Source organism: Candidatus Nitrosotalea sinensis (genome assembly GCF_900143675.1).
Classification (GTDB): Archaea; Thermoproteota; Nitrososphaeria; order Nitrososphaerales; family Nitrosopumilaceae; genus Nitrosotalea; species Nitrosotalea sinensis.
This window is the reverse complement of sequence record NZ_FRFC01000003.1, coordinates 637451-663041: the sequence shown is the minus strand read 5'-3', so window position 1 is coordinate 663041 and position 25591 is coordinate 637451. Positions and strand designations below refer to the sequence as shown.

34 protein-coding genes are annotated in these 25591 nt (G+C 40.1%); 16 read left to right on the top strand and 18 right to left on the bottom strand.

Annotation, left to right across the window (positions count from 1 at the left end):
• Positions 1–44: 44 nt before the first annotated feature.
• The 6 genes from NSIN_RS05500 to NSIN_RS05475 all read right to left on the bottom strand — a co-directional run bounded on the left by NSIN_RS05500 (position 45) and on the right by NSIN_RS05475 (position 4111).
• Complete coding sequence (locus NSIN_RS05500; RefSeq protein WP_101009812.1) at positions 45–227, bottom strand: hypothetical protein; 183 nt, start codon at positions 225–227, stop codon at positions 45–47.
• A gap of 116 nt (positions 228–343) precedes the next feature.
• On the bottom strand, positions 344–1006 hold the full coding sequence (locus tag NSIN_RS05495; protein WP_133124072.1) for a hypothetical protein: 663 nt from the start codon (positions 1004–1006) through the stop codon (positions 344–346).
• 109 nt (positions 1007–1115) lie between these two features.
• Positions 1116–2372, bottom strand: a complete 1257-nt coding sequence (locus NSIN_RS05490; RefSeq protein WP_281259593.1) for an ammonium transporter — start codon at positions 2370–2372, stop codon at positions 1116–1118.
• 63 nt (positions 2373–2435) lie between these two features.
• Positions 2436–2837 carry a PPOX class F420-dependent oxidoreductase gene (locus NSIN_RS05485; RefSeq protein WP_101009806.1) on the bottom strand — a complete coding sequence of 134 codons (402 nt, stop codon included), beginning with the start codon at positions 2835–2837 and terminating at the stop codon, positions 2436–2438.
• Positions 2834–3436: a nitroreductase family protein gene (locus NSIN_RS05480; RefSeq protein ID WP_101009804.1), complete on the bottom strand. Its 603-nt coding sequence runs from the start codon at positions 3434–3436 to the stop codon at positions 2834–2836. The genes NSIN_RS05485 and NSIN_RS05480 overlap by 4 nt, the downstream gene beginning before the upstream one ends.
• A 48-nt stretch (positions 3437–3484) precedes the next feature.
• Positions 3485–4111 carry a phosphatase PAP2 family protein gene (locus tag NSIN_RS05475; RefSeq protein ID WP_101009802.1) on the bottom strand — a complete coding sequence of 209 codons (627 nt, stop codon included), beginning with the start codon at positions 4109–4111 and terminating at the stop codon, positions 3485–3487.
• A gap of 124 nt (positions 4112–4235) precedes the next feature.
• Here NSIN_RS05475 and NSIN_RS09470 point away from each other — a divergent pair, with 124 nt between their 5' ends.
• Entirely contained in the window at positions 4236–4403 is a 168-nt protein-coding gene (locus NSIN_RS09470; RefSeq protein ID WP_165775219.1) for a hypothetical protein, read from the top strand.
• Positions 4404–4429: 26 nt separating this feature from the next.
• Here the strand turns inward: NSIN_RS09470 and NSIN_RS05470 are convergent, their stop codons facing one another.
• Positions 4430–5818, bottom strand: a complete 1389-nt coding sequence (locus NSIN_RS05470; RefSeq protein WP_101009800.1) for an NAD-dependent succinate-semialdehyde dehydrogenase — start codon at positions 5816–5818, stop codon at positions 4430–4432.
• A gap of 55 nt (positions 5819–5873) precedes the next feature.
• On the opposite strand from NSIN_RS05470, the gene NSIN_RS05465 reads away from it, so the two are divergent.
• Both NSIN_RS05465 and NSIN_RS05460 read left to right on the top strand, forming a co-directional pair.
• Positions 5874–6278 (top strand): AbrB/MazE/SpoVT family DNA-binding domain-containing protein, encoded by a 405-nt coding sequence (locus NSIN_RS05465; protein WP_101009798.1) that lies wholly within the window; start codon positions 5874–5876, stop codon positions 6276–6278.
• 11 nt (positions 6279–6289) lie between these two features.
• On the top strand, positions 6290–6703 hold the full coding sequence (locus NSIN_RS05460; RefSeq protein WP_101009796.1) for a hypothetical protein: 414 nt from the start codon (positions 6290–6292) through the stop codon (positions 6701–6703).
• 20 nt (positions 6704–6723) lie between these two features.
• Here NSIN_RS05460 and phaC read toward each other — a convergent pair whose 3' ends face one another.
• Together phaC and NSIN_RS05450 are read right to left on the bottom strand one after the other, a co-directional pair.
• Positions 6724–7788 carry a class III poly(R)-hydroxyalkanoic acid synthase subunit PhaC gene (phaC, locus tag NSIN_RS05455; RefSeq protein WP_101009794.1) on the bottom strand — a complete coding sequence of 355 codons (1065 nt, stop codon included), beginning with the start codon at positions 7786–7788 and terminating at the stop codon, positions 6724–6726.
• The gene (locus NSIN_RS05450; protein ID WP_245871913.1) at positions 7778–8353 is read right to left on the bottom strand and encodes a poly(R)-hydroxyalkanoic acid synthase subunit PhaE; all 576 of its coding nucleotides are present in this window, start codon (positions 8351–8353) and stop codon (positions 7778–7780) included. The genes phaC and NSIN_RS05450 overlap by 11 nt, the downstream gene beginning before the upstream one ends.
• Positions 8354–8451: 98 nt before the next feature.
• On the opposite strand from NSIN_RS05450, the gene NSIN_RS05445 reads away from it, so the two are divergent.
• The 3 genes from NSIN_RS05445 to NSIN_RS05435 all read left to right on the top strand — a co-directional run bounded on the left by NSIN_RS05445 (position 8452) and on the right by NSIN_RS05435 (position 10608).
• Complete coding sequence (locus NSIN_RS05445; RefSeq protein ID WP_101009792.1) at positions 8452–8880, top strand: hypothetical protein; 429 nt, start codon at positions 8452–8454, stop codon at positions 8878–8880.
• A gap of 71 nt (positions 8881–8951) precedes the next feature.
• Complete coding sequence (locus NSIN_RS05440; RefSeq protein ID WP_101009791.1) at positions 8952–9752, top strand: alpha/beta fold hydrolase; 801 nt, start codon at positions 8952–8954, stop codon at positions 9750–9752.
• Positions 9753–9813: 61 nt separating this feature from the next.
• Positions 9814–10608: a CBS domain-containing protein gene (locus NSIN_RS05435; RefSeq protein WP_101009788.1), complete on the top strand. Its 795-nt coding sequence runs from the start codon at positions 9814–9816 to the stop codon at positions 10606–10608.
• A gap of 5 nt (positions 10609–10613) precedes the next feature.
• On the opposite strand, the gene NSIN_RS05430 is transcribed toward NSIN_RS05435, so the two are convergent.
• Entirely contained in the window at positions 10614–10973 is a 360-nt protein-coding gene (locus NSIN_RS05430; protein ID WP_101009786.1) for a hypothetical protein, read from the bottom strand.
• Between the two features lie 191 nt (positions 10974–11164).
• On the opposite strand from NSIN_RS05430, the gene NSIN_RS09735 reads away from it, so the two are divergent.
• From NSIN_RS09735 to NSIN_RS05405, 6 genes are all read left to right on the top strand, one after another.
• Positions 11165–11233, top strand: a complete 69-nt coding sequence (locus NSIN_RS09735; RefSeq protein ID WP_394340811.1) for a hypothetical protein — start codon at positions 11165–11167, stop codon at positions 11231–11233.
• Positions 11234–11364: 131 nt separating this feature from the next.
• On the top strand, positions 11365–11559 hold the full coding sequence (locus NSIN_RS05420) for a hypothetical protein (protein ID WP_101009782.1): 195 nt from the start codon (positions 11365–11367) through the stop codon (positions 11557–11559).
• A complete protein-coding gene (locus tag NSIN_RS05415; RefSeq protein ID WP_245871912.1) occupies positions 11556–12932 on the top strand; it encodes an NAD(P)H-binding protein in 1377 nt (458 codons plus the stop codon). The genes NSIN_RS05420 and NSIN_RS05415 overlap by 4 nt, the downstream gene beginning before the upstream one ends.
• 103 nt (positions 12933–13035) lie before the next feature.
• On the top strand, positions 13036–14115 hold the full coding sequence (locus NSIN_RS05410) for a patatin-like phospholipase family protein (RefSeq protein ID WP_133124071.1): 1080 nt from the start codon (positions 13036–13038) through the stop codon (positions 14113–14115).
• Positions 14116–14147: 32 nt separating this feature from the next.
• The gene (locus NSIN_RS09670; RefSeq protein ID WP_281259592.1) at positions 14148–14273 is read left to right on the top strand and encodes a hypothetical protein; all 126 of its coding nucleotides are present in this window, start codon (positions 14148–14150) and stop codon (positions 14271–14273) included.
• A gap of 54 nt (positions 14274–14327) precedes the next feature.
• Positions 14328–14573, top strand: a complete 246-nt coding sequence (locus NSIN_RS05405) for a hypothetical protein (RefSeq protein ID WP_101009778.1) — start codon at positions 14328–14330, stop codon at positions 14571–14573.
• Between the two features lie 17 nt (positions 14574–14590).
• Here NSIN_RS05405 and NSIN_RS05400 read toward each other — a convergent pair whose 3' ends face one another.
• Positions 14591–15097 carry a PEFG-CTERM sorting domain-containing protein gene (locus NSIN_RS05400; RefSeq protein ID WP_101009776.1) on the bottom strand — a complete coding sequence of 169 codons (507 nt, stop codon included), beginning with the start codon at positions 15095–15097 and terminating at the stop codon, positions 14591–14593.
• A gap of 86 nt (positions 15098–15183) precedes the next feature.
• Here NSIN_RS05400 and NSIN_RS05395 point away from each other — a divergent pair, with 86 nt between their 5' ends.
• Together NSIN_RS05395 and NSIN_RS05390 are read left to right on the top strand one after the other, a co-directional pair.
• A complete protein-coding gene (locus NSIN_RS05395; RefSeq protein WP_101009774.1) occupies positions 15184–16086 on the top strand; it encodes a hypothetical protein in 903 nt (300 codons plus the stop codon).
• Positions 16087–16131: 45 nt separating this feature from the next.
• A complete protein-coding gene (locus NSIN_RS05390; protein WP_320410671.1) occupies positions 16132–17463 on the top strand; it encodes an HD domain-containing protein in 1332 nt (443 codons plus the stop codon).
• 3 nt (positions 17464–17466) lie between these two features.
• Here the strand turns inward: NSIN_RS05390 and NSIN_RS05385 are convergent, their stop codons facing one another.
• From NSIN_RS05385 to NSIN_RS05375, 3 genes are all read right to left on the bottom strand, one after another.
• A complete protein-coding gene (locus NSIN_RS05385) occupies positions 17467–17991 on the bottom strand; it encodes a hypothetical protein (RefSeq protein WP_101009772.1) in 525 nt (174 codons plus the stop codon).
• Positions 17992–18156: 165 nt separating this feature from the next.
• Positions 18157–19299, bottom strand: a complete 1143-nt coding sequence (locus tag NSIN_RS05380) for a class I SAM-dependent methyltransferase (RefSeq protein ID WP_133124070.1) — start codon at positions 19297–19299, stop codon at positions 18157–18159.
• A gap of 2 nt (positions 19300–19301) precedes the next feature.
• Positions 19302–20084 carry an Lrp/AsnC family transcriptional regulator gene (locus tag NSIN_RS05375; RefSeq protein WP_133124069.1) on the bottom strand — a complete coding sequence of 261 codons (783 nt, stop codon included), beginning with the start codon at positions 20082–20084 and terminating at the stop codon, positions 19302–19304.
• A gap of 173 nt (positions 20085–20257) precedes the next feature.
• Here NSIN_RS05375 and NSIN_RS05370 point away from each other — a divergent pair, with 173 nt between their 5' ends.
• Positions 20258–20485 carry a hypothetical protein gene (locus tag NSIN_RS05370; RefSeq protein ID WP_101009766.1) on the top strand — a complete coding sequence of 76 codons (228 nt, stop codon included), beginning with the start codon at positions 20258–20260 and terminating at the stop codon, positions 20483–20485.
• An 86-nt stretch (positions 20486–20571) separates the two neighbouring features.
• Complete coding sequence (locus NSIN_RS05365) at positions 20572–21201, top strand: hypothetical protein (protein ID WP_101009765.1); 630 nt, start codon at positions 20572–20574, stop codon at positions 21199–21201.
• 35 nt (positions 21202–21236) lie between these two features.
• On the opposite strand, the gene NSIN_RS05360 is transcribed toward NSIN_RS05365, so the two are convergent.
• From NSIN_RS05360 to NSIN_RS05345, 4 genes are all read right to left on the bottom strand, one after another.
• Positions 21237–22904, bottom strand: a complete 1668-nt coding sequence (locus NSIN_RS05360; protein ID WP_101009763.1) for a fibronectin type III domain-containing protein — start codon at positions 22902–22904, stop codon at positions 21237–21239.
• Positions 22905–23017: 113 nt separating this feature from the next.
• Positions 23018–24277, bottom strand: a complete 1260-nt coding sequence (locus tag NSIN_RS05355; protein WP_133124068.1) for a PKD domain-containing protein — start codon at positions 24275–24277, stop codon at positions 23018–23020.
• 248 nt (positions 24278–24525) lie between these two features.
• On the bottom strand, positions 24526–24876 hold the full coding sequence (locus tag NSIN_RS05350; protein WP_101009759.1) for a hypothetical protein: 351 nt from the start codon (positions 24874–24876) through the stop codon (positions 24526–24528).
• An 88-nt stretch (positions 24877–24964) separates the two neighbouring features.
• Positions 24965–25534 carry a hypothetical protein gene (locus NSIN_RS05345; RefSeq protein WP_101009757.1) on the bottom strand — a complete coding sequence of 190 codons (570 nt, stop codon included), beginning with the start codon at positions 25532–25534 and terminating at the stop codon, positions 24965–24967.
• Positions 25535–25591 lie beyond the last annotated feature (57 nt).

Here is a 25591-nt window from a genome sequence, read left to right as displayed (position 1 = left end):
CCTATAAAAATCGGTTCAGTGAAAACAAATGTAAAGTAATGCAGTTATTTCTTGCCAGACATTTCTATTGTCTGAACCAAATATTCCATCATTTTTGCAAGTCTCTTTTGATTGTTAATTACTTCTAGTACCGTTGGTGCTCCACGGTCCATCGGTTTTTGAATAGGCGCAGTCTCACTTTCATGTATTTTTCGTGCTGCTTCAAGAAATTCTTCTTTGCTTGTCAAGGTATGTCAGAAATACATTGTATAATCTTGTATTTATCGTTCTTGCAGATTCTCTTTTTTGTAAAAACGCAAATTCAGATATTATTTTCTGCATACAAGACAGGATAAAAAAAATGCTATGTAACAATGTCTCCACTTGAACCAGTGGATAGATTGCTCCATGATTGATTCTTGTAATGATACGTCCACCCCCACGGATCTTCATTGAAAGAGCCAATACCTGTGAAATAATGATCAAGATAGCTAAATGGTGTTATAGATCCAGCTTGCCCATTGCCATATGTTCCCAACAGTATGTCTGCTTTGGAGCCTCCAAAATCAAATTTTCCCATATCTCCCCTTGTGGCCAGAGCGGGTGAAAATGTTCCGGTAAATGTTGCAACATATCCACCACTGAATTCACCTGTTGCAGTCTTTGGTTCAGGCACCCCATTTTGCGGACTGGGAACGCCTGCAAAGGTATGGAATCTTCCGTCATACTGCACTAGAGCATAGAAGCTTCCATCAGGTACTTTCCAGATTTTGATGTGTTTGACATAATCATCCAAGGCCCAATAGCCAAGAAATCCAGAATCTTCATCATTTGTAACTTTGTAGTTGATATCAAGTACCAAGGAAGAGCCATGTGGTACATTTCCATTATGGAGAAAAGATTTGTGAGACATATTGTGTGTAGGTATTGCATTTGCTGATCCTATTGGCGCAATTAGTGATATGATTGCCATGGAACTTGCCACTATAATGAGCAAGTTTAGGTAACGAGGTTGTAGTATAGTCATTGCATCCAGATGACATTACGGATATTTATGGATGATCTACACAAACGGTACTATTTTTAGACAATCAAGAGATATCTCATCTAAGAATAAAATCAAGCATTCTGTAGCACTAGAGTTTTCCATACTCTTCTTCATCAGAGTATGCCCTTTCTGCGTGTTCTTCAATATCAAGTCCTGCCTCTTCAACTTCTGGCTTGACACGGATTGGAATCAATGATTTTATTATCTTCAGTATGACCCAGGTTCCTCCAAATCCCATGATTATTGCAATTGCCACACCTATTGCTTGTGCTCCAAGCTGTCCAGGGTTTCCAAAGAGCCAGCCGTTTATTCCAAGATGATTTACTGCAGAATCTGCAAATACTCCAACTAGCAAAGAACCGACAATTCCTGCGACTCCGTGTACTGCTCCAATATCAAGTGCGTCATCAATCTTTAGTTTCTCCTTAAAGATTGGAACCATCAAAGACGATGCAAAGCCTGCAACAATTCCAATTACTACAGCATATTCTACTCCGACATAACCTGATGCAGGAGTAATTCCTGCAAGTCCTGCAACTGCGCCGTTGATTGCTGCAATGACACTTGATTTTCTTGTCCTAATCCAAAATACTACAACCCAGATAAGACATGACACCGCAGATGCCATCTGTGTGTTGACAATTGTAATTCCTGAAAGTGAGCCTGCCGCATATGCACTTCCTGCATTAAATCCAAACCAACCTAGCCACAATAATGAAGAGCCTAAAACTGCAAGTGGAATATTGTGGGGCACCATAATTCCAGGGCCAAATCCAAGTCTTCTCCCAAGAACAAGTGCCGCTGCAATTCCTCCAACACCTGTAGTTGTGTGAATTATCATTCCTCCTGCAAAATCCACTACGCCGAGTTTGTGGAGCCAACCGTCTCCCCATATCCAGTGTACAAGCGGATAGTAAATCAGCGCACTCCATGCAACTATAAACAAAATATAAGCACTAAACTTCATCCTCTCTGCAACAGCGCCTGTAAGTATCAGAGGAGTAATGACTGCAAACATCATCTGGAACATGGCAAATGATACCCCTGGAACTGTAGGGGCATAATGGAGCCCTTCATTTTGAGATACACCTTTTAGGAATCTCCAGTCCATGTTTCCGGTAATTCCTTCTCCTGTGTCAGGTCCAAATGTAAGACTAAAGCCTGCTGTAAACCACATTACACTAAGAAGTGCAAGACCAAAGAAAATCTGCATGAAAACAGAGACTGCATTTTTTTGTCTCAAAAGGCCTGCTTCAAACATCCCAAGTGCTGGGATCATGAGCAGTACCAAGCTAGATGCTATCATCAGCCAGGCGGTATCGCCTGTGTTAATCGGAACGGGCAAGATGGAGATATCCTGAATATATGCACTATTAAGTATTTTCCAAACAGGTTTGCAAGAAAGAGATCAGGAAGGTGGAACCATGTGATGTACTTTATCTGGCAATATTTTTAGCAAAATTCTTTTTTCACCAGGTCTTGAAAATGGATATTTTTCCACACCGAGATATTTTTTTGCCATCTTGTCAATGTGAATATTTGCTCCCACATCTGTCTGCTCTATCACTTTGCCTCTAACTGTTACCATGTGGTACGGGTTGTTCTTGTCAACTATTGATATTGCAACTCGTGGGTCCCGTGATACATTTTTTTGCTTGACTCGCCCTTGTGCGGTATTTACTAGAATGACATCATCTACCATGTCTATCCACACCGGTGTTACCTGCGGAGAATTGTCAGACATTATAGTTGCAATGTATCCAAGATTTGCATCAAGGAATAATTTTGCAACTTCAGGTTCAAGTTTCATGATATAGGAGCTTTGTTTCCAAACTTGCCATGCATTACAATATCAGAGAGCGGCACCCTAGTATTTGGTGATTCCCTTGCTTGAAGGTCTTGAGGTAACTTTTCTTTCTGGCCTTTTTTTCCAATTGCAATCATTATCATTACATCATAGTCTTGCGGAACTTGAAGTGTTTCTCTTGCCTTGGCAGAGTCAAATCCTGCCATTGCGTGTGTGACAAGTCCCTGTGAGACTGCCTGGATTGCAAGATTTTCCCATGCAGCACCAGTATCAAACTGGTGCGTCATGGATGGCTTGCCGTTGTGCTCTTTTTTTGATAAAACAACAACAAGTGCAGATGCATCCTTGCACCATTGCTTGTTAAAGTCAATTAAAAGATCAAAAAAGCCGTTCCATTCGCTAGAGCCATTTTTTGCATACACAAATCTCCACGGTTGGCTGTTTGATGCAGACGGTGCCCACCTTGCAGATTCAAAGAGTGAGAAAAGTTCCTTGTCTTTTATGTCATATTTAGCAAAGGATCTTGACGACCACCTGTTCACCAGTACTTCATTTATTGAAAATTGAGGTGTCCTAGTTTTTTGCACTTCGGAATCTATCATGATACCATGATACAATAATTTTGGATAATTAAGTCTAGCAGTGGTGTTTTATTTTCCATTTATTTTTGTAAATATTGGCCCCATGTACTTGCCTGATGCAATGACAGCCAATGATACGCCACAGCCCAAAAGTATTCCACCTATCACGTCTGTTGGATAATGTACCCCTACATAGATTCTAGAAAATGATACCAATATTGATTCAATAGCAAGCATTATTGAAAATACAATCTGCCTTGACCTGTTAAATGTCAACAATAGTATGGTTGCGCCTGCCGACACCATTACTGCATGTCCTGACGGAAATGATGCATCATGTTCATTTTTTATCAACAGCCTATCATCAGATACTACAGGCCTTTGTCTGTCAATTTCTGACTTTATCACGCTTCCAAGCGGAATTAAAATCAAAAATGCCATTGTAAGAAACACTGCTGTTTTTCTTCCATCTTTTTTACCAAACACAAACAATATTGCAACAACAGGAATCCAAACAAACTCTCTTCCGTATTTGCTCAAAAATACCATGATATGATCAAGTGCTCCACCTACAGGGTTTACACCAGACAACACAGAATTATCAAATGATACAATACCGGAATTATTATGAGAAATCAATACTGCAAGTACGGCAAACAATGCAAGCAACACAGCAGAAGATACAACGTATTTCATTACACCCTGAAGGCAGAATCATGGGCATTTCAAGATATCTCTTTGATATATCAACAAGGAAATAATCCAAGTTAACTTGTAACAAACCTAGCTTAACTGTAACCATACAAGCTTATGACAACTTATGAGATTCCCAGTGCATATACAAGACATGGAGACCAAAACAAAACCTACCGTGTGGGCAGGCGAAGTCCGTGCTCCCTTTAAGAAAGTAATAGCATTTGATGCCTTGTTTTTTGGATTAGGCATCATGATTGGAGCAGGAATAATTACAGCAGTCCTAGTAAGATAGGACTGTTTTTTAATTTTTCAAAGATATTATTCTACGCGATGATGCTGTACTAGCTGATCATAGTATCGTACAGACTTGATGTTTACAAATTCCATCATGCCGTATCTTGACAATTCCCTTCCAAATCCGCTGTGCTTTACACCGCCAAACGGAATCCTAGGGTCTGATATTACAACATTATTCACAGATACAATTCCTGATTCTACAAGTGCTGACATCTTGTCTGCCTTGTCCAGGTTTTTTGTCCAAATGCTTGCCCCAAGGCCATACTGTGACTGGTTTGCAAGTTTTATTGCCTCTTGCTCGTCTTCTACGATAGTGACAGGTGCTACAGGTCCAAAGACCTCTTCATTTGCCACTGCCATATCAGGTGATATCCCTCCAAGAACTGTAGGGGTGTAAAAGTAACCCTTGCTGCCTAGTCTTTTTCCGCCTGTTAACACCTGAGCTCCCTTGCTTGTGGCATCTTTTACCATTGCCTCAATCCTAGCAAGGCCATCTGCATTTACAAGAGGGCCAATATCTGTACTGTCAGACATTGGGTCACCTACAACAAGTTTCTCAGTTTTTTGTACAAACTGCTCTATGAACTCTTTTGCTATGTTTTTTGTTACAAAAAATCTCTTTGATGCAATGCAGCTCTGTCCGCAATTGATGAATCGTCCCTTTACTGCACCTGTTGAGGCCTTGTCTACATCAGCATCAGAGCACACAATGAACGGATCGCTGCCACCAAGTTCCAGTACACATTTTTTTATCTGGGATGTTGCCCTTTGAGCAACCTTGGAACCTGCAATATTGCTTCCAGTAAACGTAACTGCATTAATATCAGAATCAATTAATTTTTCTGCCATCTTGGAATCGCTGACAAGTGTCTGAAATACACCTTCAGGAAATCCTGCTTTTAGAAACATTTGCTCAATTTGTAGTCCACAGTTCATTGTGACACTTGCGGGCTTGAGAAGTATAGTGTTGCCAGCCATAAGAGATGGCGCTGCAAATCTCAATGCCTGCCAATATGGAAAGTTCCACGGCATTATACTTGCAATTAATCCAAGCGGTTCAAATGCAATATAGCTTTTTCTTGCATCAGTGTTTATTACTTCAGAATTTAGAAATGTCTCCCCATTGTCTCCGTAAAACTCCATCACCCATGCACACTTTTCAACCTCTGCGGCAGATTCCTTGATTGTCTTTCCCATCTCTTGGGTTGCAATCTTGGCAAGAGAGTCCTTGTTTTTTCGCAATTGTTCAGACAGCAAGTGCAAAAACATGGCACGTTTTTTTGGGTCTGTCTTCCACTTGGAAAAAGTCTCACGTGATTTTGCCACCTTGGTTTTAAGTTCTGCATCAGTGATGATTTGATATTGAGCAATTTGCGATTCAGTGGCAGGATTGATTGTCTGAATAGACATCAATTGTACCAGTACAGCAATAGGGTTATATACCTTTAGCTGGTTATCATTACCAATGACTGGTAACTATGACCAACCGGACCCATCAGCAATCTTTCGCGAATGGATCCAAAAAAGCGGTAGGGCACAGATGGATTTTATGAAGACATTTGGAGAGATGATGAACCGTACAAATCAATCAAATCCTTTGGATACACTAAAGGAGATGGCAGACAAGTCGACCCGTGCACAGACTGACATGGTGCAAAACTTTGCAGAGACAGGATCAAAAGCAATGTACAATTGGTTTGGCCTAATGCAGAATTTACCTCAATTTTCATCATGGGGTGCATTTAAGACATCAGTTGGAAGCAATGGGAGAATCTCAATACCTGAAGCAGAACGAGAAGCAATTGGAATCAAGGAAAATGACTTGGTTCAAGTCATCATAGTTCCAATCAATAAAAGAAATTCGAAATAGGAGGTGAAAAGATGAGCAAGACAGAAACAAAAGAAGCATATGCAGTGTACAAGCAAAACATAAACAGATACTTTGAGGAAGCAGAGAAAAACATCACTCAATACATCCAGGCAGCATCAAACCTCCAGCAGGAATTTGCAACAGCATACAAAAATGCAGTAGAATCTGCAATTGAATTCCAGCAGGAATCAGCAACAAAGAATGGATTTAATGCAAACCTCCCGCCAACATACATCAAGGCAATAAATGATGCAACTGAAGAAATTCTAAAGACAAGTTCAGTTCAGAACAAGGCGGTACTAGCAGCAATGGAGGCAGCAAGACAAAATGTAAAGACCTTCAATGACAACCTCAAGGCATTTACAACAATGGATGCAAACATACTGCAATCTTGGTTCTCAGCATGGACTCCAAGCAAGAACTAACATAATTTTTTTACTTTTTTTTATGATCTTTGAGCAAGCCACTGGGCAAACTCGGGAAGAACTTTTTTCTGCGAGAAAGAGCTTGCAATCATTCCAACGTGTCCTGTAGGGTATATTTTCAAGGTCTTGTCTTCAGAAGATACTGCATAGTGTATAGGCATGCTGCATTCAGGGGATACCAGATGGTCCCCTACTGCAACCTGCGTGAGAAGCGGCATTGTTATATTTTTGAGTGAGACCCGCCTTCCTGCCACATACATGTTGTTGTTTATCAAGAGATTCTCCTGGTAGACGTCTTTAATCCACTGGCGATACAGCTCACCAGGAATCGGAGGTGTGTCAGAGACCCACTTTTCAACACGCAAAAAGTTGTCCACATAGTCTTTATTGTGAATGTTTTTGAAGAAATTCAGGTATTTTTCAAATCCTTGCTCAAATGGTTTGAGTATGGAAAAAACATAGTACATCATCTCAGGCGGCATGTTGCCAAGTGTGTCAATTAGCTTGTCAACATCCAGGTGCTTGGCAAGATTTGACACTACCGTGCTGTCCCGTCGTCCATCGATTATAGGTGCAGTAAGTGTAAGTGTTTGTACCTTGTTTGTATGCAGTGCAGCATATACTGTAGATAGCGTACCGCCTGTGCAATAGCCCTGCAATGACACTCGTTTTGATTGTGATTCATTCAAAACATAGTCAACGCAGTTGTCCATGTACCCGTTGACATAGTCATCAAAGCCCTCATGTCGGTTTATCTGGGTTGGAGTTCCCCAATCTATTAGATATACATCAATTCCCTGGTTGAGCAAATTTCGCACCCAACTCTTTTTTGGATGAATATCTAAAATGTGAAATCTGTTTACAAGTGCATATGCAATGACAAGCGGTGTCTTGAGTTGTCTTTGCACCTGTGGCACAAAATGCAACAGACGGACCTTTCCTTCAGAGTAGACTACCTCGTATGGAGTTGTTTCAAGGTCCACCTCTTCTAAAGACTTGGCAAAGTTTGGAGCCTCGAATATGTTGGCATTTAGCTTGATAAATTCAGCAATTACCTTAGGGTCTACCCTGATTTCATTTGTCATTTTCTTGTACTTCCTTGTTTGCTATTTTTTCAAGTTTGGCAACTCTTTTTCGCAAAGAGTGTAACTCTTTGTACACCTCATCCATCTCTTTTTTTGTAGGCATGTTTGCACTCTCAAGCAGCGTGGATGCAATGTTATTCCAGTGCTTGGCAATCTCAAGCTCACTTGTCACCAGTTTGCCAAAATTTTCTGCAAATTCTACAGAATCAAACAACCTTGTGAAATAATTCTCAAATATGTCAATCCAGATCCTCTTTGATGCCTCGATGTGTTCTACATCATTTGGCAGTTCAGGCACCTTTCTTGTGTACTCACCTTGCGCATCATTCCAGGTATCAGATAGTTGCTTGTAGTATGTGCCAAGTCTTTTGTTAAACTCTGCCAAGTCTTCATTCATCTCTATAGTTTCAGTGCTAATGTTTTTGGCATTGATTGCAAATTTACGAAACGGTCCTGTTGCTGCAATTGATTGTTGCCTATTTGACATCAAATACAGCAGGTCTGTCCAAAATAGTGAATTGTGCTTGAATCCTGTCAATAGTTTTTTCTCATCAGGTGTAGACATGAAAACAAAATAAGTTAGGACTCAATGCATATAGGGATTACTTGACATTGTTAATGATTGCAAATTGTTAAAAACATGTTAATGGTATAAATGGCATCATGGCCCAAAAGACCGAATCAAAAAGCCCCCTCTCAGTATGTGATGTCATGCGAGATAGTACAAACGATGTCATCATGAAACTAGAAGGCTTGCTGCCATTATACATTGAGGGCTTTGCAGACTTGCAGTCAGAGGGTTTGCGCATTGCCAGGGACTTTTTTGGCACATGTTATATCGCAGAAAAGGAACTGGAAGACAAGCTTGGAGTGGACCAAAAAGCAATCGAGTCATTTGAAAAGTTTTCCAAGATAATGTCGCAGACTGCAATATCACAGATAGAGATGTTCTCCAACATGCAAAAGACATTTGTAGATAATGCAAAGATGGCACTAGAATCATACGACAACCAGGTAAAGGCCATGCTGTCAACGTATGCCAAGATGTTAGAATACGCTTCAGCGTCCATACCAAAGGTTTCAAGCAAATAATACTTGATGTCTTGTCATAACTAGTATCGGCAAAAACTTATCTTGTTTGTAAAAACTCCAAAATTTGATAAATGAAGGAAAAATTTGTTGAGGTCAATAGGTTTAACATACGATATCTTGAGGACGGAAATTCTGATCGCACCATTGTGTTGCTTCACGGTCTTGGAGGGTATGCGGAAAGATGGAACAACCTATTTCCATTTTTGAGCAAGAAATATCGCGTCATAGCTCCAGATCTTATAGGATACGGGCAGAGCGACAAGCCATCAGTTGATTACACTCCAGAATTTTTTACAAAATTTGTATTTAATTTCATGAATGCAGTTGGAATAAAAAAGACATTTCTGATTGGCACCTCACTTGGTGGACAGATAGTAATAGAATGTGCTGCATCACAAAATGACATTATTGAAAAAATCATCTTGATATCACCTGCAGGAATCATGCGAAAATCAACTCCCACACTTGATGCATATACAATGGCAGCACTATATCCAAACAAGGATTCTGTCAAAAATGCATATCAGATGATGGTAGGTCCAGGAAAGCAGATCTCAGAGACTTCGGTTGAGAGGTTTGTAAACAACATGTCAAGGCCAAATGCAAAGATGGTCTTCCTGTCAACATTATTGGGATTAAAAAATGCTCCAGACATTCATGACAAGCTTGCAAGTATTACAATACCGACACTGGTGATATGGGGTAGAGATGACAAGCTCATACCGTTTGAATATTCCCAGCAATTTGTATCCACAATTCCAAACTGCGAGTTTGTTGCAATGGATGGATGCGGGCACTCACCGTATGTCGAGGACCCAGAAGAGCTAGCCAAGATAATAACCAAGTTTCTATCAGCGAGGCATCAAGGATGAGAATCACAGTCAATGTAAATAAGGAACAAAAAGAAAATCACACCATGAGGGGAAATGCATCATGTCTTTGAAGGACAAGTCACTTGAAGAGCTTTTACCAGAATCCATATCCTCTACGCCTGCAATAAGCATTAATTCAGATGATACACTTGCAGAAGTGGCAGTTCTTTTGCCACATCACCTTGAGACATTTACGGATTCACTTGTTGTAGCAAAAAATGATTTGCCAGTAGGCATTGTTGGAGGAGTAGAGATTCTGGATACGATATTAAAAAATCAAACCAGAGGGCATCTTGATAAAACCAAGACTGGAGATGTAATGAACAAAAACATTACAATAATTAATGTCAGGGACAAGCTAGCTGATCTTGCAGACAAGTGGTCAAAAACACGGCGAGCTTTTGCGATAACAGCAAACAAGTATCATGGATACTCGGCAATATCTGCAAGGAAGATTCTTGAGATAGGCACCATACACAAGATTGAAAGAAAAATCAGTACAATTCCAAGAAAAAAAATTGTAACATTTAACAAAAAAGACACTGTAGAGAAGATAATCTCAAGCATGTTTGAGAATCACACAAGAAAGCTTTTGCTTGAAGGAACAAATCTGTTCATCAATGATAGAATAATCATACAAAAATTGGTACGAGAGTTTGATTGCCTGCGTGATAGTACTGACTTTATGAAAACAAGCTCAGAGATATTTTCTCTAGAAGAGGCAAAAAAGGCAACAGAGGATATCACAATAAGTTCAGCGTGCACCATGATGCAAGATATGCAGTCTCCATATGTACTGACTAGTCAGGGAGTAATTAGCCCCTGGGACATGGTCATTGTGCTGAGCTCCCAGTAAAATAGCTAGTTTCTACCCACCACTGGAATAAAATCCTGAATATTAGTTCTCAAAGTGGATACATCAGGGAACATGCTCATGGCATTTGCTGCAACAAGGCCCAATGCAGTCTTGACGCCATCTGTTTTTTTCTGAGGATCAGCAAGTGATAACAGACGTATTGTGGTCGAATCATCATGGGTGCTAATCTCTATTAGAAATTCTTGGTGTAATTCATCAATTACTAGTGCAGATACTAGGGCCTTGTTTTTACCAACAAAAACATCAGTGAGTTTTACTAGAGATGACTTTTTTTCTATAATGGATACAAATTTTTCTGCAAAGATACCGAGGTTGATTTTTTTATCAAGCACGACATGGGGCATTATTTTCCCACTCCCTTGTTTCGTGATCGCGACCTTGTCAGTGAACCGCAGCAGTCACATCGCGGACTGGCAAGATGTAAAAACATGCAGCATATGCTACAGAATTTTTGTCCAGAATCATATCTTCTAGTGGCAACAGCTGGAGTGTTTTTTGAACACATTCCTTTGCACGTATACACCATAGTGGTTTTTTGTCTTCAGCATTATTAATACTAGTGCCATTTTTGTTTCTAGTGGTAATTTTACACACAAAAAGTTAGCACTAGATAGTATTTTAGTCACTAGTTTATATCATAGGATTGCTCAATATATCACATGAAGATTCAATCACAAAAAAACAAGACAAAAAGATCAAGTCACGCAAGAATCAGAAATCTGGGAGGTGAATTGATTGGATAAGCTAGTACTAGTTTCAGGAGGAATAACTGTTGCAGTGGGCGTAGGCTTTATTGTAGCACATGCTGTAGATCCATATCTTAGCTCAGCATATGTTTCAGGCGGCATAGGGGCTCTAGTAATAGGAACAGTTATGACAATACTGGGCAAAAAAATAAGCACCAAAAAGAATGTAGAGCAGATGAGATGACCCAAACATCCACCCAAAAAAATCTAAGCCAGTTGCATGCATATGACATCATGGTAACTGGCTCTACAGGATTTATCGGATCTCGCCTTTTGAAAAAACTTGTCGCTTTAGGATATACCGTTACTGCCTTGTCTAGAAAAAAGATACCGGATGAAAAAAATATAAGATACGTCCAAGCAGATGTTCTAAATTCTGACGAGCTTGCAAAATCTTTGGAGGGAATCAGAGTTGCATATTATTTGTTGCATTCAATGGAAGGAGACAAGAGATATTGGAAGGAATTTGCAGACAGGGAGAGAAGACAAGCGCAAAACTTTCTCAAAGCTGCTACTGCAGCAGGAGTAGAGCGCATCATATACCTTGGCGGGCTGGTAAATGACAGTTTAGAATTATCAAAACACATGCAGAGCAGAAAAGAAGTAGGAGACATACTTGCATCAGGAGACATTCCTGTGACGCAACTTAGAGCATCCCTGATAATTGGAGCAGGTGGAGGCTCGTATGCCATGCTCAGGTACCTAGTTGAAAGACTCAGAGTCATGATAACTCCAAGATGGGTCAAGTCCCAGGCCCAACCAATAGCAGTAGATGATGTTATAGAATATCTCGCACAGTCACTTGAAAAACAAGAGACTGTTGGAAGGACATTTGACATTGGAGGGCCTGAAAAGTTGTCATATGAGGAAATGATGCGACAATACGCGGCATATCTTAACAAGAACATATTTGTCATGAACATACCGTTTCTTACTCCAAGGTTATCATCATACTGGGTAGATCTGATTACCCCAGTTCCGGCATCACTTGCAAGACCATTAATTGACAGTCTAAGGCATGATTCTACCGTAAAAGATGATTCGATAACAAAAATAATTCCACTACGATTACGTCCAGTCAGAGAGGCAATAGATATTGCAACAAAGGAGATAAGAGCAAATCCTCCAGAAGGGGGACCTGAAGGAAGAACGCGATTTCAGACCAACCATAAACTTTTGATTGGCTGTCTTTTTGCTCTCGCAGTTATTGGAACTACATACTATTACCTAGATGACAGAAAAGAAGTGTACCGGTGGACGTGGCTTGCAGCATCAACCATATGGTATGGTGCAATAGGATTTGCTATACTGTTTGTTTTTAACAAAACAAGATTAGGGTATCTAATAGCAGGGATACTATCATGGGTGACACTTGCATTTTGGATGTTTGACAATTATTATGTTGCATTTCATACTGCAGTTATAGCTACAAGGCCAGACTTTGTGATGACAGTACGAAACTTTGTAGGAGTCGGAGTGGCAGCATTAAGTGTGGCATCATCACACAATGTATTTCACAAGATTCGCATGGTTCAGCATCAAGGAAGGCCTGTGTGATGAAACCATACAGGATACGCATGGTACAGGCAATCTCTTGACAGCAAGATGAGAATCGCAGAAAACATCATAACCCAAGAATGTCATACCAAGTGTACCCAAATTGCCTGAAATAAAAAAAGAGAAAAGTTGTGAGGAAAATGTGCTTGTGCTCCAGGGCGGAGGCTCACTTGGGGCCTACGAGTGCGGAGTATACAAGGCAATACAGGAATGTGGCATAAAACTTGATGTCGTTGCAGGCACGTCAATTGGGGCAATCAATGCAACAATCATTGCTGCAAACAAGAGCGGCAACCCTGCAAAGGACTTGGAAGAGTTTTGGCTCAACATGGCAGAAGGCGTCACGCCATCTTATCTTCCAGAAAAGATGCGTGAATTATCATCATCAATGTATGCTGCAATGTGGGGAAACCCAAATGCATTTCTTCCACTCTGGCTCAAACCATCATTTAATTTTTCAAGCTCACCATATTTGTATGACATATCTCCCCTGAAAAAGACACTAGAAAAATATGTAGATTATGCAAAAATAAAGGATGCATCAAGGCCAAGACTTGTGATAACATCAACAGATGTGCAAAATGGCAAGTCGTCCATATTTGATAGCAAGTATGACACATTTACATCAGACCACGTGCTTGCAAGCGCAGGATATCCATTTTATGGAATATCTTGGACAAAGGTTGGCTCTAGATACTTGTGGGATGGCACACTTCTCAACAACACTCCGCTCAGGGAGGTAATTGATGCATCACCGGTATGCGACAAGCGAGTAATAATTGCAAATCTATTCCCAAGACAGCAGGAGGATCTGCCAAGGACCATGTCAGAGGCATGGCATCGTGCAAGAGACATCATGCATACAGACAAGACAGACCAGGCAATTCGCATGTCAAAGATAATCTCAAGATATCTTCTTGTGATAAAAAAGATGCATGACATTTTAGAGAATGTATCTCTTGATGAGACCAACAAGAAAAAACTAGAGGAATTAGAATCAGAGTATCACAAGCTTGCATGCCAGCGAGGAACAATAATCAAGGAAATCATAAGAATTGAGAGAAAGGAGGAATCTCATTATTTGTTTGAAGATGCAGACTTTTCACTTGGTACCATAAAGAAATTGATTCGAAACGGCCACCAGGATGCAAAAAGTGCGCTTGAAAACTTTGGAAAAAAATAGAAGTTATAAAGATAAACTATAGCAAACATACCATGAAACCAAAAAAGGCCAAAGAAAAGGAAGATTTCTTAGATGAGCCCACCACTGAAAACAATGACGAATCTGTCGAGTTTTTAGATGACGAGTTTGAGGAAGACATTGACGAAGAAAAATCCTAATTCATACAAATAATGCCAACTACTTAAAAGCAAGATATTCTCATCTTTACTCAAGTGAACAATTACAACAACCAAATTGAAAAAATTGCAGATGCAATATCACATGATAAGATATCCCTTGATGAGCAAGATCAATCAAAACTCAAAAAATACTATGACATGGCAAAAAACCAGTTTAGCCTAAAAGATGAATCGGCCATGCAACTTGTCAACGAGGCATTTTTGTATCTCAAGCTAAAAGGATCTGATTCTATAGACCCCTTGCAGCATGGCGACCAGTTTGGGGCCGGATTTAGTTAAAATAAAAAATAAAAAAATTACACTTGTGCAAATCTAAGTCTGGTTTTTGCCGAGACTAGGACAATGCTCAATATTGCAATCACTAGTACTAGAGCAGACAAGGCTCCAAATTCTGGAACTACTTGGGTTCCAATGACTTCTACCTGGCTTGTATCTTGTGGAACTGTTACAGTTACAGTTCTGTCAGTGTTGGTTTTTGTTTCTGTAAAGTCAGTGTCTGCGCCATCAACTAGAACAAAGAACTGGTCGTCATTTGCACCATCTTTTGCATCAATTAATGCACGCGGCATAGTCAATGTGAGGTTACCATCAGAGGTTGCAGTGACAGACACTATGAGTGAAGTATCTTGGTGACTAAGTGACATGTCACTTATTGTTCCTGCGTCCATGGTATAAGGCACCTGAAAAGACTGTCCGCTTGTGGCATCTTGTACAGTGTACTGTTGTGCAGTCTGTGCAAATACCGGTGCGGCTCCAAGTGAAAACACTAGTGCCGCCATAATTGCATACGATGAGCGGTTCATGCATCTTGATTTACAAAGTATTATTTGACTTTTGCTAGCAAAAAATACCAGAACAAATTTAGTCTGGTATCAAACCCATAGAGTAATTGTTTACAACAGGGCTTGGTCTTTGTGTGATATCATTGATGGTTGCAATAACCCCAGTAGCGTCAGCACAAATGCAACATGTCAACATACTAGTCAATTACGAGAAAGACCCGTCAAGGAACTATTCGGTATCTTTAGAGTTAGGACAAGAGTATACCATATCTCAAAAATACACATGGCAAAATACTCTAGGAAGACTGGATGTAACATCATATACAATAGATGAGGGACCTGATGTTACCATACCGCGACATTCTGATGGTAACTTTACAATAAACATTCCAACTGACAAGGACCATACTGTGACATTTCGCACCATACAACAGTTTGAGATAACATCAACATATGATGGCATTACATTTTCTCCACCATCTCCGACAGGCGACAATTGGTTTGATGACGGCTCTGGCGTCCAGTTTGTTGTACCATATGTGATACAATCAGACAATCAGTCAAGACAGCAGCTTGCAGGATGGTCAGAAGGTAATTCAGATGTCACTATAATCCCAAGGCAAGATGCAGGTTTGTTTAGATCTCATGTCATTCAAGTGACAGAAAAACACGATCTGTCTCCGCAATACAAGAACCAATACTATGTCAACGTTATCTCAAATTTTGGCAAGCCACTTGGAACAGGCTGGTATGATTCTGGGACCATTGCAAACATATCTGTAATTCCAGGAGACGACAGCATTTTACATCATGTGTTTCTCGGGTGGCAGGGTCAAGTAATTGGCGATGCGTCACAATATTCTGCTGAAATTCTGGTGGACTCGCCAAAGGTGATGGTTGCAAACTGGTCTGTAGACTATACTGATATATCCATAATTGCAATAATCGCAATTGCAGTTTTGGTCATAATTACAATTTACAAAAAAAGAAGAAATCCTGCAAAAATATAATCAAGAATAGGGAGAACTTAAAACCACCAGCATCAATTACCAAAGGTGTTGCTGCAAAATCAGGATCCAGTATCCTTGAGGGAAAAAATTCAAAGCATAATGGTAGCCAATGGTTTTAAACGAGAATGTTACGGAAAGATACTAGATTATACAATAAACCTGTTCGAGTCAAAGGGACTTGGAATTGATTATTACGGATATCACAATATTATTCACGAGCTTGAGGTGACATACATTACTCTCTTGGCAGCTCAAGGGGAGAGCTCGCACACCATAATAAAACAAGAGGACTTGCCATATCTGTTTGCTGCAGCTTTATTCCATGATTACGATCCGCAGAAAAAAGTAGACAAGCCTCACGAGGAAGACGCCATAAAATTTGTCATGACAGATGACAAGCTTGACACTTTACTAAAAGACGCAAACATTGACAAGAACCTTATTGCAGCATTAATTCATAGAACTACATATCCTTGGAGCGGAGAGATAAAAGAAAAAACAGAAAAGAAAATTGAAGAATGCCTTTCAATGTCAGATTTGGTTCAGCAAGACATTGCCAAGCAAGAGCACTTTAGAAAGATGGGATGGTTCTTGTCTGTAACGGACAGGATTGCAGGATATACGCTTGGTGATTTTGCTAAAGCACTTGAGATGGCACAAAAAAATGCACATGCACTTGCTTGGCACCCATATTATATCGTAAGAAGGTCTGTTGCGTACTTTGAGGATCTTTTGAACAACGATGCAGAGATGTGTCAGAGTGTTTTGCGCGCATTGCCAAGAGAGATGAGAAAGCATTTCACGGACAATGTGTTGTCATTTATGAAATTGCGTGAACAGGAAATCCAGATAGAAGGGTCACTAGTATATGATAATACTAAATTTTTTGCAGTGATAGAGCCAGCCTCTACAAGACAGGAACCGGAATTTATCCACACCCTTGCTGAAATTCACAAACAGCTTCCACAGCCACTCCAGTTCAAAAAAGATGATTTTGTCGAGTCTGTCATGTCAAAAGATACCATACTAAACACACTAAGGCTTGGAAGCGACAATGGTCCGGTAATCGGTTTTACAAAGGGTGGTCCGCTTGAAACATACAGGCTGCGACCGGAGATAAATGATGTCAACCTTGGAAAAAATAATACTGCATTTATGGAACCACTTGCAATCAGAATGGGGTACTGGGGTCAGAGGGGAGGCAGAGAGATGAGGCTGCTATTCAACATGCAAGCCCAGTCAAAGGGATACAAGTATCTGACAAGCTTTGCATTAAGAGATGTCATAGCAAGCAGGATTGAGAGAAAAGAGCCAATCGAGTTTGTCAGGCAGTTTGACCCAGAGCGTTGGGACTATTACAGAATAGCACTACAATAGATTCTATCTCTTGCGAGAGGCTATGAATTTGGCAAGGTGAATTGCGCCAATAAATGGCCATGATATGGCAAGTACAAGAAATCCAAACCATACTATCTGGCCATAATTTAGATACCCTGCTGCAAGATTTAGTGGAAACACATACTGGAGAAGATCAGGTTTTACGTAATAGGATATCACATGTTGGATATACGACTGGAATGCATTCCATCCCACAAATACTGTAACAAAGAACAAGACTGCTTTTCGTCCTACATATTTTTCAAATCCTTTTTTGGAGCCAATCTTTTCATCAAGTTGCTTTATTTGATCGTGCATCTTTTCAAGTGCAGCTTCAACATTTTTCTTGTATAGGTCAGGCTCTTGGGAACCAAGATAAATTGGAATCATCATTTTTAGATAATTTTGATCAGAATCTGGAAGCGGTCTGCCCTTTTGTAGAGATTCAAGCAGATACTCTAGTCTTCCCTGGTCTCCTTTTCCAAGAATCAAGAGTTGCTGTATTGCTCCGATTAGATCTTCAGACAATGAATTTGTTAAATTTGTCCCAGATAAAAGTGATCAAGTGATTAAAAAACCCACAATCAACTCAAAAGATTGTCAGCGTACAACCAGATACAAATTTCAAAAATTATACCATCTTTATTGATTTTGAAAAACTGCAAACTCTCATCTGGGAATTATTTTAATTTGCTAGATCTTGGCAACTCCCACAATTGCACGTGGAAAGACATCTTTTCTCTGTTCTTCAGATTTTAGATATTGTTCATACCCAGATATTGGTTCCAATGATTTAGAGTCCATTATTGTATATCGTGATATTTTTGCTCCAGAGAACAAGTCCTCAAGATCCTCTTTTGAGAACCACTTGGAATAGACACCTTTTGATGTTCGAAGTATGGCATTTTGCACATCTTGTTTTGAAGTTACAATCTCACCTACAGTTCTTTTGACCTCACGTCCATAGAATTTTTTGAGTCCAAAGTCTCGAAACAGTTTCTTGTTAAACACAGAGACAATAATTGTACCGCTTGGAGATGCAAGTTTTTTCATGGATTTTAACATCTGGATTTGAAGTTCAGTATTTTCCTGATTCCCCAAAGTCTGGAACGTGCACACTATGACCTTGTGTGTTCCTGAAAATAGTTTGTCATTTAGATGAAAGTTTTGCGCAATTCCATTTACAGGAAATATTCTAGTGTTAAGCAATTTCCCAAGGCCATATTTTTTGAGCAGCCTTGCAGAGTATGAGACCATCTCTTCAGAATAATCTATTCCTATCACACTTGAGAGTTTATTTTCATAGGTTTTGTCATACCCATACAGCTTGGCAGTCTCTGGGTTTTTTTTAAAATCCTTGCAAGAATTTTGGCTGATTTTTGAGCCAAGCAATATCAGGTATCTTCCAGGGCCCGAGCCCACATCTACAAACGTGATTTTTTTTGTTTTTAAAATAGAATCCAAGTGATTTATGATGAAAATCTCTTCAAATCTTTCATAAGACCTTGCAGACCAGGCAGCCTCTGTAGGATGTACAACATTTTTGAAATACTGCCGTGCCATGTTCTTGCTTGCAACAATTCCCTTGATTAGGTCATGATCATTTTTTGACAGCCTGCCAAGATGTAGACTCTGCTGTATCTTTCTTGCAAGCATTCCCTTTGTGCATATTTCATTTCGTATGTGCGGAGACAGCATGTTAAGATAATCTCCTTTGAAATCATAGCCGGTCTTGCAGCGACTACAATACACTTTATTCTTGTGGGACTCGTCAAATCGTAGTGTGCCATCACATAGAGAACAGTTTGCAATGATTCTATGATTTGAAAAAGACAAGATTATTTTTCTTCAGAGGTGGCATCATACGCGTTCTCGCTGCTCTTCTTTTTTACAACCTTTTGTTTTGATGCACTTTCTTCTTTTATGTACCCATCATAAGTGCGATACACTTGTCGTATTGTTTTAAGATAGGATTCAAAGTCTGGAAGCTTTATTGGTTCATAGTAATAGTTCATGTGAACTTTGGTGAGATTGTTCTTTGAAATCCCAACACCCTCAAGCACATGGATTGGTTTACTGTCAACTGAATGAACCCAGCCAAGCGACCTTATTTTTTCAATCATCTCTTCAAAGTGGCCAAGATCATTTGTGACAATTCTCAAGATAAAGTCATAATTTTGTCCCTCTCCCTGGACCACATCTATTGTAGTTACAATTCCATATTCCCTGCTAATTTCTACAAGATTGTTATACATCTCAGAGTATGGAATGACTCGTCTCTCAAAGAGTGGATTTTGTGTTTTGATAAAAGTATACCATTGATTATCAAAGAGCTTGCTGGGGTCTACAAGTATCCACTTTATTTTATCATCACGTTTGCTGTCTGCAGTATTGTTGTGCTCGAGTATGACGCCTTTTTTTACAAGATCCTCAATTCTACTTTTTACATTGTCACGAGATAGCACATATCCATGACTTTCAAGTTCCTTGTTTGCAGTGTCAGGGGTTGCGCCTTCTTGTAGTACTTGTAGTATCAATACATCCAGTGGGCTGATACCATTTTTTGTAAGGTTCTTCATCGGTATTGCCCCTTCGTCGCTATCAGTTCCCCTGCCTACCATGATGAGAACCTCTCATACTATTATTAAAAACATTTACTACATTTTTGTCGCACAAGTGTTCTGATCCATACCATGTCAGGCATGGAGGACGATTTTTTGTTCCTAGATATGGTCAACATTTTTGCTGCAAAAAGTGTTCTAATTGATTTATAATTTCTCTGACAAGTCACTTCATGACAGCAGTACCAGCAGTCGAAAAAACAGAGACAGCCAAGTGCAACACCTGTGAGCGCGATTGTGTACAGTTGTGCACACAGTGTGGAAGAAACTTTTGCAAAAAGCACATGCTAAGACACTTGGAAAAGTGTGGCGGATTCAAAGCACTGGTCCACTCACTACTTCGGGACGACTTTAAGGAAATAATCAAACAAGTTGCGGAGGCAATGTTAAAGTCGATATGAATTTCTGCAAATCCCCTGATGAGTTCGTGAGATTCGAACGAAACAACACAGTTGTCGGGAGAGAACTAGGAGGTGAAAGACAGTAAATGATTGGAAGCAAAATTCAGCTAGTGCTTGCACTTGCTGCAGGATCATTGATACTAAGTTCAAGTTACCTAGGATTTGCATGGGCTGATGCAGGTCAAAACCCAACAGGAAACGTGCAGATAAAGGCAACAAATGCAATCAAAAATGATCCAAAAGCAATGAGCATACTTCAGACCATAGAGCTCTTCAAGCAGCAGTATGCAGCACAGCAACAAAAACAAACCATACAGGATCAACAGAACCAGTTGGTTGAGCAGCAGCGCAAACTTGCACAGCAATATCTCCAAGCAGATATCGCAAGTGTGAACCAGCAAAACGATGCAAGCGTATCAAACGCATATGCAGGTTTTGTCAGCAAGGTAAATGGCTCAGCACAAGGAGTATTCATGGACGAGTTTGCATACATGCAACAAAAAGTGGCACAGGGACGACTTGCAATGAACCAAGTAATCCAGAACGGTGGCACCCATGACCAAGCACTCAGTGCATTTAACAACGGAGCTGCAACTCAAAAGACCGACCTTGTTAGCGTAAACAAGGAAACAAATGTCAAGTACAACTTGGCAGATGGGACAGTCCAGGACTTGTTTGACAAGTATGGAAATCTCAAAAAGTACTCGGCATACTAGAGAACCCCGAGTTTTTTATTAATTTATTTTTGGCTCTAACCATGAGCCATTTCATCTAGATTTATTCTTCGCAGTATCTTTTTGCCGCTTTTTACGCTGACAAGTGGGTTGTCATCATATTGTTCTGGAAGCTTTGCAGATGAGACGCTTCCCTCATAGACATGCCTTGGCCTGTCAAGATTAGTGTCAACCCAGACACATGCATCCTTGCCACATAGTATGACACAGTCTTCTATTGTCTCACCACTGTTTCGTATTCTTATTTGTGGAGTGCCAGATGAGACATGTTCTAGTGTAAAGTGATAATCTTTTGCAATCTTTCTTGCAACCTTTGTCTTGACAAACCATGTGATAATACCTACGACTCCAGATGCTACTACAGATGTCAATACTCCGTTGACGAGTGTTTTATCAGGTGCAGAATTATCTGGAGGCGGAGGATTTGATTGGACCGGCTGGCTAGTATTTGTGACAGGTGTTGTTGTAGGAATTGATTGCTGCTGGACTGGATGAAGATCTTGGTATCTTAACAATCCTGCGAGATTGTTGTTTATTGGAAATGATGTTGTGTTTACATTTGATAGTATGGTTCTTGGGTCTTTAATTAGGACAAATTGTTGATAGTCGGCCTGTGTTGCAACTATTCCTGCAAGAAGTGTTCCATCGGGAGCGGTAAGATCAAACTTGACATTATTTACAGTCGAGGTTGGCGTGGTTTGAGGTGGAGTTTGTGATGGCGTTGTAACTGGAGGTGGAGTTACAGTTTGGTTTTGCGGAGTGGAGATTACAGGTGCAAGTGTTGTTGCAGTTGCTTCATTTGAAGGATTGCTATGAGTTCCAGGATATACTGCAGATACGCGATATGTGTACGTAGTATTAGAGTCAAGGCCTGTCACATAATATTTTGTATCGCTGTTTTCAGTGTCATCATCAATTGACTGGAAGAGTCCTTGATTGTTTTTTACTTCAACCTTGTATCCGAGTAGTTTCTGCCCATATTGCTCAAGCGGTGGAAGCCAGGTCAGGAGGATTCCCTTGTCAGAGATTGCCTTTGCTACAAGCGGTGCTGGAATTGAATCAGCAGCAAGGTGATTTGCCTGATATGCAAGCAAGTTACTGAGATTATTATTTGCAGGATATGCTGTAGGTACTGGATTTAGCAAGACTGCTCGTGGATCTTTTTTGTACTGTAATGAAAGATAATCATCAGAGCTCATGATGACACCTGAGAGTGCAGTTCCATCAGGTGGTACAAAGTCAAATTGTGTATTAGTCATAGTAGCACCAGGGATACTTGATGTTGTTGGCTTGGATGTTGTAGTTGGCGTTGCAGATGCGGGATTTGATGCAGAAGAGGATGTATCGTCAGAGTATACTGCAGAGACCCGGTAGGTGTATGTGGTGCCAGTCTTAAGACCGGTCACAGAATATGCTGTGATGGTACTGCCACTGTTGTAGACCAGAGTGTCATATACCCCTATTCCCACCTCTTGCTCTATTTTGTATCCCACAATTGTTTTTCCATAATTTTGTGTAGGTGCAGTCCATGACAAATTTACCTGTGTTGGAGAGACTGCAGTTGCAACAAGTCCTGTTGGATATTCTGTAAGTACAGGAGTCATTGCACCTTGTGCAGAGTTAGACGCGTATGCCCCAACTAGTACAAGAAATAATGCAAAGAGTAGAAATTTTCTATTTATCATGGTCGCTGCCCTTTTTGCTTTAGATATAGCATATTTATTCGTACAAATTTTTCAATTCAACCTAAAATGGTTTTGGCATCAAAGATACTGGAAGAAAAGTAGTTTTGAAAAATCTACTTGATTGTGATTACAGCGTGTGGTGGTGATGATGGGTTGACCACTGTAATGTGCACTATAGCAGCATCCTTTCCAAAGGCGTTGCTTACAGTGTTCTCAAAGACTAGGTCTTTGGTTTGGCCAAGTGCTACATCTGGTGCTACAAAGCTTGGCTTTGCTGTGTTAGCATCAACCAATTGTACTGGTTCACCTGCGATTTGTCTCCATGAGAACTGGATGAATGCGCCAGTACTCTTTGTACCGTCGAGAGTGACAGTAGATGTTGCGTTGACAGTTGTGTCTGGACCGGCATCTGCTGTTGGAGCACCGCCTGGTTCAGGATATGCAGCGTAGACATACTGTTCACAGTTTCCTACGATTGAACCGTCTTGTTTAATTGTTAACTGGAATGCGTAAACACTGCCACCAGAACCTGATGGAAGAGTTACTGTTGGTGAAGCATCAGTAGATGATGAGATTCCGATTGGTGCTCCAGATGTTTGTGCCCATTCATAAGTCAATGGAGCATTAGATGGATTGTCAATCATTTCAACAAGTGTTGCAGAACCACCTTCGTGTGATCTTATGATAGGACCACAGCTAAGTGATGCAAGTTTGTATACAGATGCGCTAATTACATGTACTAGAACAGAGTCAGAGCCAACTCCACCATATGGATCCTTGGCTGTAATTGTGAATTGTAAAGTTGCATTTCCACTTGGACCTACTGCAGGTGCTACAAGTGTTGTAGTAAGGTCAGTCGGATTAGATAATGTGACTTTGGTACCAGAATTTTGTGTCCATGCATAAGTCATGTTGTCACCGTCTGGGTCAGTTGCTGTTGCCATCAAAGTCATTGGAGCACCTTCCATGACAGTCAATTCATGATCAGTTGTTACTACTGGAGGATGATTATTGTGTATAACATGAAGTGTAAATGCTGTAATGCTTGTAAGTCCCTGTGGGTTTGTTACAATTAATGAAAACTTGAGATCTTTTACTTGGCCTGGTGCAACTGCTGGTGTTGTAAAGGAGATATCTACATCGCTTGTAGATGACAAAGTCACTGGTTCTCCACCTAGTTGTTGCCATTGGTATGAGATTGCTTGGAAGTGTGGATCAGTTGAATCCTCACCTGACAGGGTGACTTGGGTTTGTTCATAAACGGTTGCCTCACTTGTTTTTTGTTGAGTGGCACCGTATGCTGACATTGATGTCATGCCAACTGAGAAAACTATAACTGCCAAGACTGCGAATATTACTTTGGAATTATTCAACGTGTGTGTTGTAAATTTTCGAATATTAAAAACCTTTCTCTCAAATTATTAATTAGTTAGGATCGCTAAGAAAGTTGACAACAAATTTTATGTGAAAAATGATTTTTGAGCTCAAAAAGATCCATTTTCCACTCAAAAAAATGGTTTGAAGAATTTTTAGATCTCATAAATTGCCTCCACCACTGATCATTTTTTGAAACTTCACATTTTAGATAGTTTCTGAAAAATAAATGAAAAAGGCAAACGTGTTACTTGTTCCACATCTTCTGCCAAGTCTCTGCGAACTTGTTCATCATATCGCCATACGCCTTGACTTGATCCATTCCAGATTGATTGATGATCTTTTGCCAGTTATCGCCAAATTGTTTGAAGGTGCTTATCCCAGAATCACTCATGGCCTTTTGCCAATTCTCAGAGAATTGGTGTAGGGTCTTGTCACTTGATTCTTTGACTGCTTTTGCAACTACATCATTATACTTTGACTGGACATCCTTGGTAGCCTTTTGTAGCGATTCAAAGGAGTGCATCCATGTCTTGAGTGATTTGTTGTATTCAATCCACAATTTGTCCCAGTCTTTTGAGGCATTCTCTTTGGACATATCAATACAGTAGGAGTATCACTTGATAAGAATATTGTTAGTTATCATGGAATTGCAATCAAGAATCAAACAAAACTTGAAAATCCAGTTACTTTTTCTGAAGATTTCTCTCTTTTCTGAAATAATACATACCGATTGCTACACCTGCAATAAATGCGACTATACCTATTGCAACCATTCCCATCGACACTTGTACTATATTGCACTTTATTCCATCTGACGCATTACAATTTTTGCTCAAAAACGGATCTTCTGCAATTATGGAATCTACCACTACAGGTTGGTTACCAGTATTTGCTATTTTTATGTAATACGAGCCGCCATCATTGCTTCGTTCTATTATATGGTACAGAAAACCGTTTGTGCTGTCTTTTTCAAATGTCATTCCATTAGGATCAGATCCTTCAAGCTTTACAGAGCCAGATGAGGGCGTGACATGAACAAGTATCACATTGTGTTCATGGAGTTGTCCTGACTTTATGGTAGAGTTGACAAATTGGTTTGGGAGAATCTGAGTGCCAGAAAATATGTCAGTTTTTTCCCCAAGAAGTGATTCCACTGATTGATACGAAGTATCAAAGAGCCCTGCTCCTATTACCACAATAACAAGCCCTGCTGCCGCAATAATTGGCCCTCTGACAAGATACAGTTTTACCAAGATATCCTAGGCTGTAATTGACCCAAATAAGAAACTTGCAGTGACAAGACATGGAAA

Bases quoted from the DNA above. Each gene is read 5' to 3' on its own strand.
- NSIN_RS05495 (WP_133124072.1), bottom strand. From the start codon at position 1,006: ATGACTATACTACAACCTCGTTACCTAAACTTGCTCATTATAGTGGCA.
- NSIN_RS05485 (WP_101009806.1), bottom strand. From the start codon at position 2,837: ATGAAACTTGAACCTGAAGTTGCAAAATTATTCCTTGATGCAAATCTT.
- NSIN_RS05480 (WP_101009804.1), bottom strand. From the start codon at position 3,436: ATGATAGATTCCGAAGTGCAAAAAACTAGGACACCTCAATTTTCAATA.
- NSIN_RS05475 (WP_101009802.1), bottom strand. From the start codon at position 4,111: ATGAAATACGTTGTATCTTCTGCTGTGTTGCTTGCATTGTTTGCCGTA.
- NSIN_RS09470 (WP_165775219.1), top strand. From the start codon at position 4,236: ATGAGATTCCCAGTGCATATACAAGACATGGAGACCAAAACAAAACCT.
- NSIN_RS05470 (WP_101009800.1), bottom strand. From the start codon at position 5,818: ATGTCTATTCAGACAATCAATCCTGCCACTGAATCGCAAATTGCTCAA.
- NSIN_RS05465 (WP_101009798.1), top strand. From the start codon at position 5,874: ATGACTGGTAACTATGACCAACCGGACCCATCAGCAATCTTTCGCGAA.
- NSIN_RS05460 (WP_101009796.1), top strand. From the start codon at position 6,290: ATGAGCAAGACAGAAACAAAAGAAGCATATGCAGTGTACAAGCAAAAC.
- phaC (WP_101009794.1), bottom strand. From the start codon at position 7,788: ATGACAAATGAAATCAGGGTAGACCCTAAGGTAATTGCTGAATTTATC.
- NSIN_RS05450 (WP_245871913.1), bottom strand. From the start codon at position 8,353: ATGTCTACACCTGATGAGAAAAAACTATTGACAGGATTCAAGCACAAT.
- NSIN_RS05445 (WP_101009792.1), top strand. From the start codon at position 8,452: ATGGCCCAAAAGACCGAATCAAAAAGCCCCCTCTCAGTATGTGATGTC.
- NSIN_RS05440 (WP_101009791.1), top strand. From the start codon at position 8,952: ATGAAGGAAAAATTTGTTGAGGTCAATAGGTTTAACATACGATATCTT.
- NSIN_RS05435 (WP_101009788.1), top strand. From the start codon at position 9,814: ATGTCTTTGAAGGACAAGTCACTTGAAGAGCTTTTACCAGAATCCATA.
- NSIN_RS05430 (WP_101009786.1), bottom strand. From the start codon at position 10,973: ATGCCCCATGTCGTGCTTGATAAAAAAATCAACCTCGGTATCTTTGCA.
- NSIN_RS05415 (WP_245871912.1), top strand. From the start codon at position 11,556: ATGACCCAAACATCCACCCAAAAAAATCTAAGCCAGTTGCATGCATAT.
- NSIN_RS09670 (WP_281259592.1), top strand. From the start codon at position 14,148: ATGAAACCAAAAAAGGCCAAAGAAAAGGAAGATTTCTTAGATGAGCCC.
- NSIN_RS05400 (WP_101009776.1), bottom strand. From the start codon at position 15,097: ATGAACCGCTCATCGTATGCAATTATGGCGGCACTAGTGTTTTCACTT.
- NSIN_RS05375 (WP_133124069.1), bottom strand. From the start codon at position 20,084: ATGGTAGGCAGGGGAACTGATAGCGACGAAGGGGCAATACCGATGAAG.
- NSIN_RS05370 (WP_101009766.1), top strand. From the start codon at position 20,258: ATGACAGCAGTACCAGCAGTCGAAAAAACAGAGACAGCCAAGTGCAAC.
- NSIN_RS05365 (WP_101009765.1), top strand. From the start codon at position 20,572: ATGATTGGAAGCAAAATTCAGCTAGTGCTTGCACTTGCTGCAGGATCA.
- NSIN_RS05360 (WP_101009763.1), bottom strand. From the start codon at position 22,904: ATGATAAATAGAAAATTTCTACTCTTTGCATTATTTCTTGTACTAGTT.
- NSIN_RS05350 (WP_101009759.1), bottom strand. From the start codon at position 24,876: ATGTCCAAAGAGAATGCCTCAAAAGACTGGGACAAATTGTGGATTGAA.